General features: G+C 72.0%; 10 protein-coding genes. 9 read left to right on the top strand and 1 reads right to left on the bottom strand.

The window, feature by feature from the left end; all coding sequences use genetic code 11:
* Positions 1-29: 29 nt before the first annotated feature.
* From OHA30_RS04145 to OHA30_RS04105, 9 genes are all read left to right on the top strand, one after another.
* Positions 30-1,016: a TauD/TfdA family dioxygenase gene (locus tag OHA30_RS04145; RefSeq protein WP_328912425.1), complete on the top strand. Its 987-nt coding sequence runs from the start codon at positions 30-32 to the stop codon at positions 1,014-1,016.
* Between the two features lie 62 nt (positions 1,017-1,078).
* The gene (locus tag OHA30_RS04140; RefSeq protein WP_328912424.1) at positions 1,079-4,756 is read left to right on the top strand and encodes an amino acid adenylation domain-containing protein; all 3,678 of its coding nucleotides are present in this window, start codon (positions 1,079-1,081) and stop codon (positions 4,754-4,756) included.
* A complete protein-coding gene (metH, locus tag OHA30_RS04135) occupies positions 4,757-8,476 on the top strand; it encodes a methionine synthase (protein ID WP_443045035.1) in 3,720 nt (1,239 codons plus the stop codon). It abuts the gene before it with no gap.
* 196 nt (positions 8,477-8,672) lie between these two features.
* Positions 8,673-8,909, top strand: a complete 237-nt coding sequence (locus tag OHA30_RS04130; protein ID WP_328912422.1) for an MbtH family protein — start codon at positions 8,673-8,675, stop codon at positions 8,907-8,909.
* 167 nt (positions 8,910-9,076) lie between these two features.
* On the top strand, positions 9,077-10,084 hold the full coding sequence (sbnB, locus tag OHA30_RS04125; RefSeq protein WP_328912421.1) for a 2,3-diaminopropionate biosynthesis protein SbnB: 1,008 nt from the start codon (positions 9,077-9,079) through the stop codon (positions 10,082-10,084).
* 223 nt (positions 10,085-10,307) lie between these two features.
* Positions 10,308-11,162, top strand: a complete 855-nt coding sequence (locus OHA30_RS04120; protein ID WP_328912420.1) for an aspartyl/asparaginyl beta-hydroxylase domain-containing protein — start codon at positions 10,308-10,310, stop codon at positions 11,160-11,162.
* A 123-nt stretch (positions 11,163-11,285) separates the two neighbouring features.
* On the top strand, positions 11,286-11,738 hold the full coding sequence (locus OHA30_RS04115) for a VOC family protein (protein ID WP_328912419.1): 453 nt from the start codon (positions 11,286-11,288) through the stop codon (positions 11,736-11,738).
* The gene (locus tag OHA30_RS04110; RefSeq protein ID WP_328912418.1) at positions 11,735-12,703 is read left to right on the top strand and encodes a hypothetical protein; all 969 of its coding nucleotides are present in this window, start codon (positions 11,735-11,737) and stop codon (positions 12,701-12,703) included. Before OHA30_RS04115 ends, OHA30_RS04110 begins: the two co-directional genes overlap by 4 nt.
* A gap of 27 nt (positions 12,704-12,730) precedes the next feature.
* On the top strand, positions 12,731-13,651 hold the full coding sequence (locus OHA30_RS04105) for an LLM class flavin-dependent oxidoreductase (RefSeq protein WP_328912417.1): 921 nt from the start codon (positions 12,731-12,733) through the stop codon (positions 13,649-13,651).
* A 130-nt stretch (positions 13,652-13,781) separates the two neighbouring features.
* Here the strand turns inward: OHA30_RS04105 and OHA30_RS04100 are convergent, their stop codons facing one another.
* The gene (locus OHA30_RS04100; RefSeq protein WP_328912416.1) at positions 13,782-15,224 is read right to left on the bottom strand and encodes a helix-turn-helix transcriptional regulator; all 1,443 of its coding nucleotides are present in this window, start codon (positions 15,222-15,224) and stop codon (positions 13,782-13,784) included.
* Positions 15,225-15,281 lie beyond the last annotated feature (57 nt).

Here is a 15,281-nt window from a genome sequence, read left to right as displayed (position 1 = left end):
CACCGCGTAACCCGACGAGAGGCAGCAGCGTGACCGCCCCGACATCCGCCCCGGCCCCCGTCGACGTCCTCCGCCTGGAACTCGGCCCCCAGGAGCGAGCCGACGTCCGCGCTCTCGCCGAGGAGCTGACAGCCGCTCCGCCCGGTCTGCTGGACGACCCCGACTGGCTGGCCGAGGCCCGCCGGATCGCCTGCCGGCTACCGGTGCGACTCGCCGAGGCACTGCGCGCCCTGCGCCACGACCCCGGCGAGTCCGGCATCCTGTCTATCGCCGGACTGCCGGTCGACCTCGACACCCTGCCCGACACGCCAACGGTCCGGGACTCCGTACAGCGGGTGGCCGCCGTGCCCTCGGCGGTGGCCATGCTGCTTGGCCAGCACCTCGGCGAGGTCGTTGCCTACCGCAATGAGAAGCACGGCGCCCTGGTCCAGGATGTGGTGCCGGTCCGCTCGCTGGCCGCCTCGCAGAGCAACGCCGGCTCCGTCTCGCTGGAACTCCACACCGAGAACGCCTTCCACCCTTGCCGGCCCGACCTCGTCGGTCTGCTGTGCCTGCGCGCCGACCGCGACGGTGGGGCCGGCACCCTGGTATCCTCCGTCCGCCGGGCGCTGCCGCTGCTCGACGAGGAGGCCCTGGCCGTGCTCGGCAGCCCCCGCTTCGTCACCGAGGCCCCACCGTCCTTCGGCGCCGGCGGCGCCACCATGCCGCACCCGGTGCTCGGCGGCAGCGCCCACGATCCGGATTTGCGGGTCGACTTCAACGCCACCATCGCGCTCGACGACACCGCCCGCGCCGCCCTGGACCGCCTCTGCGAGGGCCTGACCAAGGTGTCCGCCCCGCTGGTCCTGGTACCCGGCGAGCTGGTCTTCCTCGACAACCGTCTGGTGGCCCACGGGCGCACCGACTTCACTCCGCGCTACGACGGCCGCGACCGCTGGCTGCACCGGGTGTACGTCCACCTCGACGCGCGGCGCGGCGCCGCCCACCGGACCGGACGCCGACCTGTCCTTGTCTGAGGAGCACCGGGCACAGGGCCGGTTGCCGGTGTCCTAGAAGACGAAGAAACTGGGGGTTTGGCATGAGTCACGGGGTCCGGACGACGATACTGTGCGAACTGGTCGCTAGAACCCTGGGATTGTCCCGGGTGACCGAGGAGGACGACTTCCTCGCGCTGGGCGGCGACTCCCTGACGGCCGTTCGGCTGGCCAACCTGATCCGGGCCGAAGTCGGCGCGGACATCACGGTGCGGGAGGTGATCGACCACCGGACGATCGGGGCCCTGCGTGCCGTGGTGGAACGGGCGCCCGCCGCAGCGGCGCCGGCCACCGCCGGTGACGGCGCGGGGCCGCGCCCGGCGCTCGCCCAGCGCAGCCTGCTCCTGCTGGCGCTGCTCGACGGCAATGCCGCCGCGCACACCGTCCCGCTCGCCTGGCACCTGTCCGGGCCGCTCGACCGGGCTGCGCTGCGCGCTGCTGCCGACGACCTGGCCGGGCGGCACGAGGTGCTGCGCACCCTCCACTCCGCCGTCGAGGGCGTCCCGGTTGCCAGGGGCGTCGACTTCAGGCCGGCCTTCCAGGTCGAGCAGATCGACGAGCGGGAGGCCGAGGAACGGCTGGACACCCTCACGGGGTACCGCTTCGACCTGGCCGTCGAGGCTCCGCTGCGGCTGTGGTTGCTCGCGCTCGGGCCTGCCGAACACCTGCTGCTCCTGCTCACCCACCGCGCCGCCGCCGACGAGGCGACCCTGGACGTGCTCACCCGCGACCTCGGCGCCGCGTACACCGCCCGCGTCGCCGGCCGACGTCTCCCCGGACCGGCTGCCCGGCCGGCCGGACAGGCCGACCTGGCCCTGCGCCAGGACGCGTTCCTGCAGGCCGGACCCGCCGCCGACCGGCTGCGGGCGAGGGCCGCGCTCCTCACCGGCATGCCCGACGAGCTGACCCTGCCCTACGACCGGCCGCGCTCCGCGGCGGGCAGCACCCGCGGCGCGGAGACCTTGCTGCGGGTGGACGCTGTCACCCACCGTGCGGTGCGCGAGCTGGCCGGGTCCGTCCGGGGCACCGTGTTCATGGTGGTCCAGGCGGCCGTCGCGGTGCTGCTGCACCGGCTCGGCGCCGGGGAGGACATCCCGCTCGGCACCCTGGCCGAGGGGCGTGGCGCGGCCGACCTGCACGAGACGGCCGGCCCGTTCTCCAATCCCCTGGTGCTGCGCACCGACCTGTCCGGCGCCCCGTCGTTCAGCGCGCTGCTGGCAAGGATCCGGCCGACCCTCCTGGATGCCATCGCCGACCTGGACATCCCCTTCGAGCTGCTGGTGGACGCCGTCAACCCGCCCCGGTCGCCGGCCCGGCACCCGCTGTTCCAGGTGCTGGTGACCGTCGGGTCCGCGGACCGGGCCAGGCTGCGGATGTCCGGCGTGCAGGCCCGTCCGCACCGCACCCCGCCGGCGCCCGTCCGGTACGACCTCGCCTTCGCCTTCACCGAGCGGTTCGCTCCCGGCGGCGCCCCGGACGGCATTGATCTGATGATCCGTCACCGGGCCGACCTGTTCGACGGGGCGACGGTGGCCGGGATCGGCGACCGGCTGCTGCGGGTGCTCGCCGCGACCACCGCCGACCCGGACCGCCCGGTCGGCGCCGTCGAGGTGCTCGCCCCGGCCGAGCGGCACCGCATCCTGGCCGAGTGGAGCAGCGCGCACCCCGCGTTCGAGGTACCTGCCACCACGCTGCCCGCGCTGCTGGAGGCACAGGCGGCCCGGTCCCCGGACCGGTCGGCCGTGCAGATGGGCGACACCGTGCTCACCTACGCCCAGCTGAACTCCCGGGCCAACCGCCTCGCCCGGTACCTGGTCGCCGAGGGCGTCGGCCCTGAGTCGGTGGTCGCACTGATGATGGAGCGCTCGGTCGACGTGATCGTGGCGCTGTGGGCCACACTCAAGGCCGGCGGTGCCTATCTGCCGATCGACCCCGCCTACCCGGGCGACCGGATCGCGTTCATGCGCACCGACGCCGCTCCGGTGCTCACCCTTACCGAGCCGGTCGGCGACGACCGGCTCGGGCACCTCCCGGCGACGGATCTGACCGACGCCGACCGGCTCGCCCCGCTGCGGCCCGGCCACCCTGTGTACGTCATCTACACCTCGGGTTCCACCGGCCGGCCCAAGGCCGTGATCATGCCGGGTTCCGCCATGGTCAGCCTGCTCGGCTGGTACGGGACCCATCTGACGCCCGGTCGGATGGCGCAGTACTCCTCGCTCAGTTTCGACACCTCGGCCTTCGAGGTGCTGTGGGCCACCACCAGCGGCGGCGCCCTGGTCGTCCCGCCGGAGGAGGCCCGCCGTGACGTGGACCTGTTCGCCTGCTGGCTGCGTGACCACGACGTGCACGACATGAACCTGCCCAACCTGGTGCTGGACGCGCTGTGCGAGTCCGCCGAGCGCACCGGTACTCGGCTGCCCGAACTGCGCATGATCGCCCAGGGCGGCGAAGCGCTGACCCTGTCCCCCCGCCTCAAGGCGTTCTTCGAAAACCCGCGGCGCCGCCTGGACAACTACTACGGCCCGACCGAGACCCACCTCGCCGTCGCCCACTCCTTCCCGGCCCGTGGCGCGGACTGGCCGGCCCGGGCACTGCTCGGCCGGCCGATCGGGAACATGCGTGGGTACGTGCTGGACGGCTGGCTGCGGCCGGTCCCGGCGGGGGTGGTCGGCGAGCTGTACCTGGCCGGCGCACAGCTCTCCCGCGGCTACCTCAACCGACCCGCCGCGACCGCCGAGCGCTTCGTCGCCAGTCCCTTCGACCGGCCGGGCAGCCGGATGTACCGCACCGGCGACCTGGTCCGCTGGACCGGTGACGGCTACCTGGTCTTCCTCGGCCGCGCCGACCAGCAGGTCAAGATCCGCGGCTACCGGATCGAACTCGGCGAGATCGAGTCCGTGCTGCGCCGCCACCCCGCGGTGGCCCAGGCGGTGGTGCTCGCCGCCCCGTCCCGGGCCGGGACGAAGCGGCTGGTCGCCTACGTGGTGCCGGCAGCCGGGCCGGTCGACGCGACGGCGCTGCGTGCACACGTGGCCGGGGCACTGCCCGACCACATGGTCCCGTGGGCGTTCGTGGGGCTCGAGCGGATGCCGCTCACCCCCAACCAGAAGCTGGACCGCGCGGCCCTGCCCGAGCAGTCCCGGGAGGCGGCCGGGCGGCCGCCGCGCACCGGCGCGGAGCGGACGCTGTGCCGGGTCTTCGGCGAAGTGCTGGGCGTTCCCGGGGTGGCGGCCGACGACAGCTTCTTCGCACTGGGCGGAAGCTCGCTGCGGGCCGCCGAACTGGCCGCCCGTCTCGCCACCGCCCTCGGCACCGAACCGCCGCTGCGGCTGCTGTTCGAGCAGCCGACCCCGGCCGGCCTGGCCGCTCACCTCTTCCCGGCCGAGCCGTCCGGTCCGGCCCCGGAGGCCGACCGGCGCTCCCGGTCGCACCGTCCCGAAATGCGGACGGAAACTTTGAGCAAGTTTTTCTCCGATCTCCTGGAATGTGGCAATGTGTCAGAACGGGACAATTTCTTCGCTTTGGGTGGCGATTCCCTCACCGCGACCCGGCTGCTCAACCGGATCAGGGACGAGTTCGAGGTCGAGGTCTCGCTGAAATCCCTGTTCGAAAACCCGACGCCTGCCGGAATGTCGGCCGTGCTGGACCAGGCCCGGCCTGCCCGTGCCCGGGCCGCCGTCGGAAGGCCGAAAGCGATCACGCGGCGGACTCATTCGTGAATGCGCCCGACGAATCCGATAAGCTGGGTCCCGGGTCGAGAGGCGCTGCAACGGGTTCTGTCCCGCCACGCTCGACCAGGGATTCCTTTCGGCCAAGGGCGCTTCCGATGGATTTTTTCTGTGGAGGTGGTCGAAGTGAAGGATTCTCGTGGGACCGGCGCTGCTGAGACGTTGCGGGGACTGATGAGCGAGCGGGTCCTGGTGCTGGACGGAGCCTGGGGCACGCTGTTGCAGCAGCTCGACCTTGGGCCGGCCGACTACCGGGGCGAGCTGATCGACGATCAGTGGCCGCAGGACGTGACGGGCGATCCGGACCTGCTGAATCTCACCCGTCCGGATCTGGTGCTGGACGTGCACCGGCGCTATCTCGCGGCGGGCGCGGACATCATCACCACCAATACGTTCACCGCGAACTCCCTGGGGCAGGCCGACTACGGCCTCACCCACCTGGTCCGCGAGATGAACGTGCGCGGTGCGCAGCTCGCCCGGCAGGCGGCCGACGAGGCCGGCGGCCGGTTCGTGGCAGGCTCGGTGGGTCCGCTGAACGTGACGCTCTCGCTGTCTCCGAACGTGGATGATCCGGCGTACCGGGCGGTTACGTTCGCGCAGGTCAAGGCGGCGTACGCCGAGCAGATGGCGGCTCTGGCCGAGGGCGGCGTGGACGTGCTGCAGATCGAGACGATCTTCGACACCCTCAATGCCAAGGCAGCGATCGCCGCAGCCCGCGAGGCCGCCCCCCACCTGCCGCTCTGGGTCTCGGTCACCATCGTGGACCTCAGCGGACGGACGCTGTCCGGCCAGACCGTGGAGGCCTTCTGGCGGTCCGTCGAGCGGGCCGAGCCGCTGATCGTCGGCGTGAACTGCGCCCTGGGCGCTGCCGAGGTGCGCCCGTACGTGGCGGAGCTGGCGCGGCTGGCCGGCGCGCACGTGGCCTGCCACCCGAACGCGGGCCTGCCGAACGCCTTCGGCGGCTACGACCAGACGGCGGAGGAGACCGGCCGGCTGATCGGCGAGTTCGCCGCGTCGGGTCTGGTGAACATCGTCGGTGGCTGCTGCGGCACTACTCCGGAGCACATCGAGCGGATCGCCGAGGCCGTCCGCGGTGTCGCACCACGCGTGGTGGCAGCGCCGCCGGCGGCGACCCGGTTCAGTGGTCTGGAGCCGTTCGAGATCGGCCCGGACACCGGGTTCGTGATGATCGGCGAGCGCACCAACGTCACCGGCTCGGCGAAGTTCCGCCGGCTGATCGAGGCCGAGGACTACCAGGCCGCGGTGGACGTGGCGCTCGACCAGGTCCGCGGGGGCGCCAACCTGCTCGACGTCAACATGGACGCCGACCTGCTCGACAGCGAGGAGGCGATGACCACCTTCCTCAACCTGATCGCGACGGAGCCGGAGGTGGCCCGGATCCCGATCATGATCGACAGCTCCCGGTGGAGCGTGATCGAGGCCGGCCTCGGCTGCGTCCAGGGCAAGGGCGTGGTCAACTCCATCAGTCTCAAGGAGGGCGAGGAACCCTTTCTGGCCCAGGCCCGGCAGATCCGTGACTTCGGCCTCGGGGCGGTGGTGATGGCCTTCGACGAGCAGGGCCAGGCCGACTCCACCGAGCGCAAGGTGGAGATCTGCGGGCGGGCCTACGATCTGCTGGTCGGCCGGGTCGGCTTCGCCCCCGAGGACATCATCTTCGACCCGAACGTGCTGGCCGTCGCCACCGGCATCCCCGAACACAACGGCTACGCCAAGGCGTTCATCGATGCGTTGCCGCTGATCAAGGAGCGCTGCCCCGGCGCTCGCACCAGCGGAGGCATCTCGAACCTGTCCTTCTCGTTCCGCGGCAACGACGTGGTCCGCGAGGCCATGCACTCGGCCTTCCTGTTCCACGTCGTCCGGGCAGGCCTGGACATGGGCATCGTGAACGCCGGCCAGCTGGCGGTCTACGAGGACATCCCGGCCGAGCTGCTGGAACTCATCGAGGACGTGCTCTTCGACCACCGACCTGACGCCACCGACCGGCTCGTGTCCTTCGCCTCCACCGTGACCGGTACCGCCAGCAAGCGCACCGTCGACCTGTCCTGGCGCCAGGGCTCGGTCCAGGAACGTCTCTCGCACGCGCTGGTGCACGGCGTCGTCGACTTCATCGAGGAGGACACGGAGGAGGCCCGGCACCTGCTCGGCCGCCCGCTCGACGTGATCGAGGGCCCCCTGATGGACGGCATGAAGATCGTCGGGGACCTGTTCGGCTCCGGGAAGATGTTCCTGCCCCAGGTGGTCAAGAGCGCCCGCGTGATGAAGCGCTCCGTCACCTACCTGGAGCCGTTCATGTCGGACGAGAAGACCGACCGGCCGGGCCGGGGCAAGGTGGTGCTCGCCACCGTCAAGGGCGATGTCCACGACATCGGCAAGAACATCGTCGGCGTCGTTCTCGGCTGCAACAACTACCAGGTGATCGACCTCGGCGTGATGGTCCCCGCGGCGAAGATCCTCGATACCGCGGCTGCCGAGGGCGCCGACGCGATCGGCCTGTCCGGGTTGATCACCCCGTCCCTGGACGAGATGGTCGGGGTCGCCGAGGAGATGCGCCGGCGCGGCCTGTCCGTCCCGCTGCTGATCGGCGGCGCCACCACCTCCAAGCAGCACACGGCGGTGCGGATCGCACCCGCCTACGACGGCTCGACCGTGCACGTGCTGGATGCGTCCCGGGTCGTCGGTGTGGTCAGCCACCTGCTCGATCCCGCCCGGGCGGCCGAACTGGACACCGACAACCGGGCCGATCAGCAGCGCCTGCGCGAACAGCACGAGAACCGCCGCCAGGTGGCCCGGCTCAGCCTTGCCCGGGCCCGTGCCAACCGTGAGGTGCCGGACTTCTCCGAGCTGCCGACGCCCGCCTTCACCGGCGTCCGGGCGATGGCGCCCGCCCTCGGCGAACTGCGCGAGCTGATCGACTGGCAGTTCCTGTTCCTGGCCTGGCAGCTCAAGGGCAAGTACCCGGCCATCCTCGACCAGCCGGTCGCCCGCGAGCTGTTCGACGACGCCCAGACCATGCTCGACAAGATCATCGCGGACGACGCCCTCCAGGCCCGGGGCGTCTACGGCTTCTGGCCCGCCCACTCCGACGGCGACGACCTCGTGGTCGACGGCGTCCGGCTGCCGATGCTCCGCCAGCAGACCGTCAAGCCCGACGGCCGGCCCAACCGCAGCCTGGCCGACTACGTCGCCCCGGCCGACGACCACCTGGGCGGCTTCGCGGTCGCCGTCCACGGCGCGGAGGAACTCGCCGACCGGTACCAGAGCGAAGGGGACGACTATCGGGCGATCATGGTCAAGGCACTCGCCGACCGGCTCGCGGAGGCATTCGCCGAGTTCATCCACCTGCGCGCCCGCCGCGACTGGTTCGAACCGGACGCCGACCCGCTGATCGGTGACCTGCACGCCGAACGGTTCCGCGGCATCCGCCCTGCCCTCGGCTACCCGGCCAGCCCCGACCACACCGAGAAGCGCGAACTCTTCGACCTGCTCGACGCCACGGCGCAGGGCATCGACCTCACCGAAACGTTCGCGATGACTCCCGCCGCCAGTGTGAGCGGCCTGATCTTCGCCCACCCCGCGGCCCGCTACTTCTCCATCGGCCGCATCGGTCCCGACCAGTTGGCCGACTACGCCGCCCGGCGCGGAGTGGACCTCGCCGAGGCCGAACGCCTGCTGCGGCCCCATGTGAGCTGACCCGACCGCGGTTGCCCGGGCGACGCCGGCCGCCGGCGCTCCGCGGCGCACAACCGCGGGGCCGTTGCGGTCGGCTGCGGAATCTGCCGCTCGCATGCCTCCGATGCTGCCGGTCGGCGGCGGGCGGGCCTCCTACGGTCGGTGACGTATCGCACAGGGCCGTTGCGAGCGGCGCAGCACACCGGAGGCAGGGTCAGTGAGCGCACTATTCGATGACGCGGACGGTGAGTTCCTCGTCCTGGTGAATGCGGAACGGCAGTACTCGCTGTGGCCGGCGGCCGTGGACGTCCCGGCGGGCTGGGAGCACGCGCACGGCGTGGACAGCCGCCAGAACTGCCTGGACTACGTCGAGGCGCACTGGACGGACATGCGCCCGGCGAGCCTGGCCACCGTCGACGGCGACGCACGGACGGGAGGCGGCGGTGGGTCCTGACAGCGCAGTTCCGCAGCGACCGCGCCGCCGTCCGCGGCGGACAGCATTCCGCACGGCGGCGGCCGGGACGGTTCGCCGTGGGCCGGGACCGGGACGGGCGGCGGGGCCGGCCGGTCGCGGCTGATGGCGGCGCGGTGTGCACGAACAGGATCCCGAGGAGCTGCAAAGTGAGCGGCGCTGTAGTGGTGTTGGCACGCGACCAGGTCGCCTCGTGCCTGGAGGGCCGGTCCGGGGACGTGCTGGCGGCGGTCCGTTCGGCGTACGAGGCGCACGCGGCGGGCGCGACCTCGGTGCCGCTGTCCGCCTTCCTCGCCGTCCCGTCCGATCCGAGCGCCAGGATCGTCGGCATGCCGGCGTACCTGGATGCGGGGGAGGAAGTGGCGGGCGTGAAGTGGAGTTCGTCCTTCCCCGGCAACGTGCGGGTGGGCAAGGACCGGGCATCCTCGGTCATCGTGCTGAACTCGCCCGCCGACGGGCGGGCGACCACCCTGATGGAGGCTTCCGCGGTCAACGTCCACCGTACCGGCGCGAGCGCCGCCCTCGCGGCCACGGCGCTGCACGGCGAGCAGGCCCCGGAGGTGGTCGGCGCGATCGGCTGCGGCCCGATCAACCTCTCGATCGTGCGCTACCTGCAAGCTGTGTACAGCCCGGTGCACCGGCTGCTGGTGTTCGATGTGATCGGGGAACGGGCACGTGTCTTCGCCGAGCAGGTGCACACCTTCGCCCCGGACCTGACGGTGGAGGCCGCCGCATCCGCCGAGGAGGTGCTGCGCGCGGCCCCGTTGGTGTCGATCGCCACCAACACCCGGGCGCCGCATCTCACTGACCTGTCGGGCTGCCCGGCCGGGGCGACTCTGCTGCACATGTCGGTGCGCGACATCCTGCCCGAGGAGATCGGACGGTACGACAACGTCGTGGACGACGTCGATCACGTGCTGCGCGTCAACACCTCGCTGCACCTGCTGGAACAGCGCCGCGGGCACAGAGAGTTCATCCGCACCACGCTCGGCGAGGTGCTGCGCGGTGACGCCCCGGCCCGCCGGCGCTCCGGGGAACTGCTGGTGTACTCGCAGTTCGGCCTCGGCATTCTCGATCTCGCGGTGGCAGAGCTGGTGCGGGTGACGGCAGAGAAGGCCGGCCTCGGCACCCTTGTCCCGGGTTTTCACGCCGGATGACGGCCCCGTCCCGGCGGCCCCGCGTTTGCCTCCGGTTTGCCGCCGGTGCTGCCCGTCCGGCTCGGGCGGCCCACCTATCGTAGGTGTCTCGCGGCCGAACCGCAGATATCCGGAACGATATTCCTCGCACCATCTCCCGGGTGAATTCCCGCCGTGCCGTTTCGGCCTCCCTCGCGGCGATCGCATTCCGCTGCGGCAAGACGAGTCAGTCAAGGAGTGAGCAATGCGAACGCAGTTGATCGGCAAGATCGACCTGGACCGGGCGAGGCTGGCGGAGGACCTGGAGCGCAGCCTCGGCATCAACTTCGCCGAGCCGTACGACGAGTTCGTCTGCGGGCGGCCGTGGAAGAGCGCGATGCTGATGACCCCGGGCGGCGGCGAGGGGTCCGTCCTGTCGCAGTTCGACCCCGCCGTCCCCGCGGACTTCACCAGCGACGGGGCGAAGCTGCCGTACGTCCAGGAACTGATCCGGAAGCACTTCGTCACCGAGCACATCACCTTCGCGCGGCTGGTGGCGCTCACCAACAGCGTGCTCGTCCCGCACTGCGACTACGTCGAACTGGCCGACGACCGGTCGAAGTCGCGGATCGCGCACCGGGTGCACATCGTGCTCGCCACCGGCGAGGACGCGATGTTCAACGAGTCCGACGCGGTCTACCGGATGAAGGAGGGCGAGGTCTGGTTCATCGACGTCACCAGGCCGCACAGCGCCGGTGTCGTCGGCGAGACCCGCCGCGTCCACCTGCTGGTCGACGTGGCCGACGTGCCCGCCGTCGACGACCTCTTCAGCTTCGGTCCGGAGCTGTCTGGCGGCATCCCGGACGCCAACCTCTGCGACCGGCCGGAGCTGGGTGCAACCGAGCGCGAGGATCTGCACGGTCTCGGGCGGGTGATCGACGAGGAGAACATCATGGAGGTGCTCGGCCTCGTCATCCGGAAGCACTACCGCACCGACGGCGGCCCGGACTTCGTCTGGAGCACGATGAGGGAGATCGCCCGGCTGAGCGACGACGAGCGGATCGTCAAGCGGGTGACGGACCTGTACCGCCACACCAATCTGCAGCGCATCGAGAAGTAGCGGACCGGGGGGAACGACGACTCCCGCACTCGGACAGCCCCACGGTGGTCGGGAACCCAGCGGGTGCCCGGCCACTGCCGCAGCCCCCGTGCCTCCGAACCGGGCGAGCGACAGGACTCATCAATGACCGTTCACCATCACCACATCGGTATACAGACTGCGGATCTGGACAACTGCCTGGCCTGGTATCTCGACTACTTCGGTGCCCGCGAGACCTGGACGCTCCACAGGTTCTCGGAGCTGACGCGCAGCCGGCTTCCGGGCATCACCCGGCTGACCGAGGTGCTGGTCGGGGACGCCCGGTTCCATCTGTTCGAGCGCACCGGCCAGGACGGGCGACCGCCCGGCGACAACACGGCCCGGTTCCAGCACACCTGTCTGGAGGCCGAGTCGCCCGAGCAGCTGCACAGCTGGCGCGAACGCTGGATCGAACTGCACGACAGCGGGCGCTACTCCTTCGCCAGATCCGAGGGCCCCACCCGGATCGACGTCGATGCCGACGGCGTCCAGAGCTTCTACACCTACGACGTCAACGGCCTCGAGTTCGAGTTCACCTACGTGCCGGACGCGTCGTGAGCATCAGCTTCGAGACCCTGTCGGCGCCCCTCCCGGCTCCTGCCAGGTGGACGTTCGGCGGCCGCCCCTACGGCCTCGAACCACTCATCCTCCCGACCGCCGCCGTCCCCGGCGAGGACCTTCAACGGCTGGGCCTGGAAACCGCCGACGGGACCGGCCCGGAGGCGCTTGCCCCCACCCTGCTCACCGGCGCCGCCCCGACCGTGCCCGGGTCCCGGGTCCCGGACGGCGACCCCCGGATCCCGTGGTTCCGCTGGATCACCGGTCATCAGATCTCCTTCGCCGTCTGGCGGCTGCTCGCCCAGGAGATCCGCACCGTCGCCCGCACGGAGGGCCACCGCCGGGCCGTCGCTGTCGACGCCGTCATCGCATATGTCCGCGGCTACTGCGCGATGCTGCTCTACACCGCCTCCTGCCCGCGCGAGGTGTACGAGGCGCTGATCCGTCCCTCCATGTTCCTGGCGCACCCCGGCTTCAGCGGCACCTGGGCCGCCGACTTCGCCGCCGTCCGCCCGGTCTTCCGCAGCCGCCAGCTCAGCTGGCTCGGCCGGGGCCCCGGCGCCGACGAGGTGCGCCGCACGGTCGCGGTCAGCCACCTGGTGCATGCCGGGGTGGCTGCCCGGCTCGTCCCCGAGGGCGGCTCGCTGCTCCAGGAGGCGCCCGTCGGCGCCCGCCGCCCCGCCCTGGCTGAAGTGCTGTACGACAGTTACTTCCTGACCACGCGGATGGCCGGCGCCGAGGCGCAAGTGGTCCCGCAGCTGCTCGGTCGCCTGGAGGCCGCCACCGCGGACCTCTGCGCATACGGCCTCGACCTCGGTGGCACCGGTGAGACCCTGCCGCCGGAGTTCCGGGACGAGTCGGTGCTCGCGATCGGGCGCGACCTGCCCGGCGTCCTGCGCCGGGTCGCCGAGCACGCCGCCGGGCCCGTCCCGAGCACCCTTGATCTGCAACCGCAAACGGTCTGAACGAGGAGAAGGAGGAGGAACGAACCGATGAGGTACGGTGTGCTGATCCTGCCCGACCGCCGCTGGGCCGTGTCGCAGGGGCGCTGGACCCGGGCCGAGGAACTCGGCTTCGACCATGCGTGGACCTACGACCACCTGATGTGGCGCTGGCTGCGCGACAAGCCGTGGTTCCCGGCGGTGCCCACACTGGCTGCCGCCGCCTGCGTGACCTCGCGGATCCGCCTCGGCACCATGGTCGCGAGCCCCTCCTTCCGACACCCCGTCACCTTCGCCAAGGAACTCATGGCGCTGGACGACCTCTCCGGGGGCCGGATCATCTGCGGTCTGGGCGCGGGGGCCGGGGCGTACGACGATGAGGCGACCGGCGGCGGCTCACCCGGCCCCGCCGAACGCGGGCGCCGCTTCGCGGAATTCACCGAACTGACCGACCGGCTGCTCCGCAACCCCGAGACCAGCCACCAGGGTGAGTTCTTCACTGCCCGGCAGGTGCACCTGCATCCCGGCTGCGTCCAGCGCCCCAGGCTGCCGTTCGCGGTCGCCGCGACCGGCCCGCGCGGCATGCGGGTGGCCGCCGAGCACGGCGACCTCTGGATAACCGCCGGCGAGGCCGGCAACTTCGAACGCCGGCCCTATGACCAGCTCCTGCCGTTGTTCCGCCGCCAGATGGACGCCCTCGACCGGGCCTGCGAACTGGCCGGCCGCGATCCGGCGACCCTCGGGCGGCTGCTGCTCACCGGCGGGATGGTCGACGGCACCACGGTGTCCGCCGATGACTTCTCCCGCGCCGCCGAGCTGTACGCCGGCATCGGCTTCACCGACATGGTCGTGCACTGGCCCCGCGAGGAGTTCCCCTACGAGGGCCGCGAGGAGGTCATGGACGAGATAGCCGCCCGGCTCCCGGGCGACCGCCCGGCCCCCGGGCTCCGGCCCGCCGCCGCAGCCCGCTGACGGGGCCGGGCGGACGGCCTTCGGTGTCCCGGGGCATCGAGGGGGGTGGCCGGTGCGGTCACGGGTACCGCCACCGGTCCAACCCGCCGACCCGCCCGGCGGCCGGCCGGTCCGCCGGCCCCCGCGGCGGTCAGCGGGCTGCTTCCGACGTGGTGAGGCTGCGCCGGTGCGGGCACTGCACCAGGATCGCCGAGGCGCTCTCCGCCCGGCTGCCGTCGCCCGCGCACCGCTCGCACCCGGTTCGCGGGGCCCGGGCGGCCGCGTCGACGTCCAGGACGTGCCGGACCACGTTCAGGATCACGAACTGCCCGCTCCCGTCCCCGGCGGCCTCCACCTTTCGGGCCAGGCCGCGGGCCTGCAGGGCGTGCAGGGTCTGAAAGGTTCCGTCCGGTGTGCCGGCCAGCAGTCTCAGGGCCTCGCGGGCGGTCCACGGCTCGGCGTGGGCGAGGTGACGCAGCGCCGCGGCTTCGGCTTCCGGCAGGGCGGCGACGATGTGCCGCAGCCAGTCGATCAACGATCCGTCCGGCTGGGCCGGGATGGTGCCGAGCATGCTGGTCAGCACGGCCGGCGAGCCGGCGATGATGGCCAGCAGGTCGGTGGGCTCGTGGACCTCCAGCCAGCTGGCGACAGTTGCCAGCGCGGCTGGGATGCCGTCCAGCAGGCGGCAGATGCCGTCGAGCGCGGCCGCCGCTGCGGCGTCGTCGGTGTCCTGGGCGTCTATCCGGGGGCAGCGCGAGCGCAGGAACTCGACCGCGGGACCGGCGTCGGCGCGGCCGGGGAGCAGGTCGGGGACGGCCAGCGGGCTGATCAGCAGCACCGGGTCGCCCGTCCCCTGCGTCGCGTCGAGCGTCTCGTACAGCACCCGCAGGCCGGGGCAGCGGTGCAGCAGGAGGCGCAGTTCCAGTTCGTCGTCCTCGTCGAGGTCGCGCGCGTCGACGGTGAGGAGCAGGTCGCCGGCGGCGACGGCGGCAGCCAGGTCGTCCTGGGTGGCACCGCAGCCCAGGGCGCCGGCGATCCGTTCGAGCAGCGTGCGGGGACGTCCGGCGCCCGGGGCGCTGTCCAGGCAGATCGCGGGCATCCGGCCGCTGCGGTGCAGGCCGGACGCGACCTCGTGGATGAGCCGGGTCTTCCCGACGCCGGGGATGCCCGACACCTTGACCAGCCGGTGGCCGGAGGACTCCGCAAGGGCGGCCAGCGCGGCTGACTCCTGGGCCCGGCCGATGATCGGGCCGAGCGGTGCGGACGGTGCGGTCAGTTTCTCGATGAGCAGTTCGCCGGCGAGGGGTCCGGCGGATGCCTCGAGCTCGGCCCGGCGGGCCTTGCTGAGCCGGAGGGCGTCGGCGAGCAGCCGGACGGTCTGGATCCGCGGGGCACGGGTGCGCTCGAGTTCGAGGTCGCGGATGGCCCGGAGGCTGACGGTGGAGAGTTCTGCGAGCTGGCGCTGCGTCATTCCGAGGCGATGCCGGGCGTTCCGGACGAGGACACTGAGCTTGGGATTCTGGATGTCGGTCGTGGATATTTTAAACACGCTCCAGATATTTCCGACCGGCCCGCTGGTACCGACAGGTCGCATTGACAGGGCAGGGGATTCAGTGCCCCCGTTCGCTCTGCCACGGTGCGAGCGCGGGGG

The organism is Streptomyces sp. NBC_00223 (assembly GCF_036199905.1).
Classification (GTDB): domain Bacteria; phylum Actinomycetota; class Actinomycetes; order Streptomycetales; family Streptomycetaceae; genus Actinacidiphila.
The sequence above is the reverse complement of the archived record's forward strand: the minus strand, read 5'-3'. Positions and strand labels throughout refer to the sequence as shown.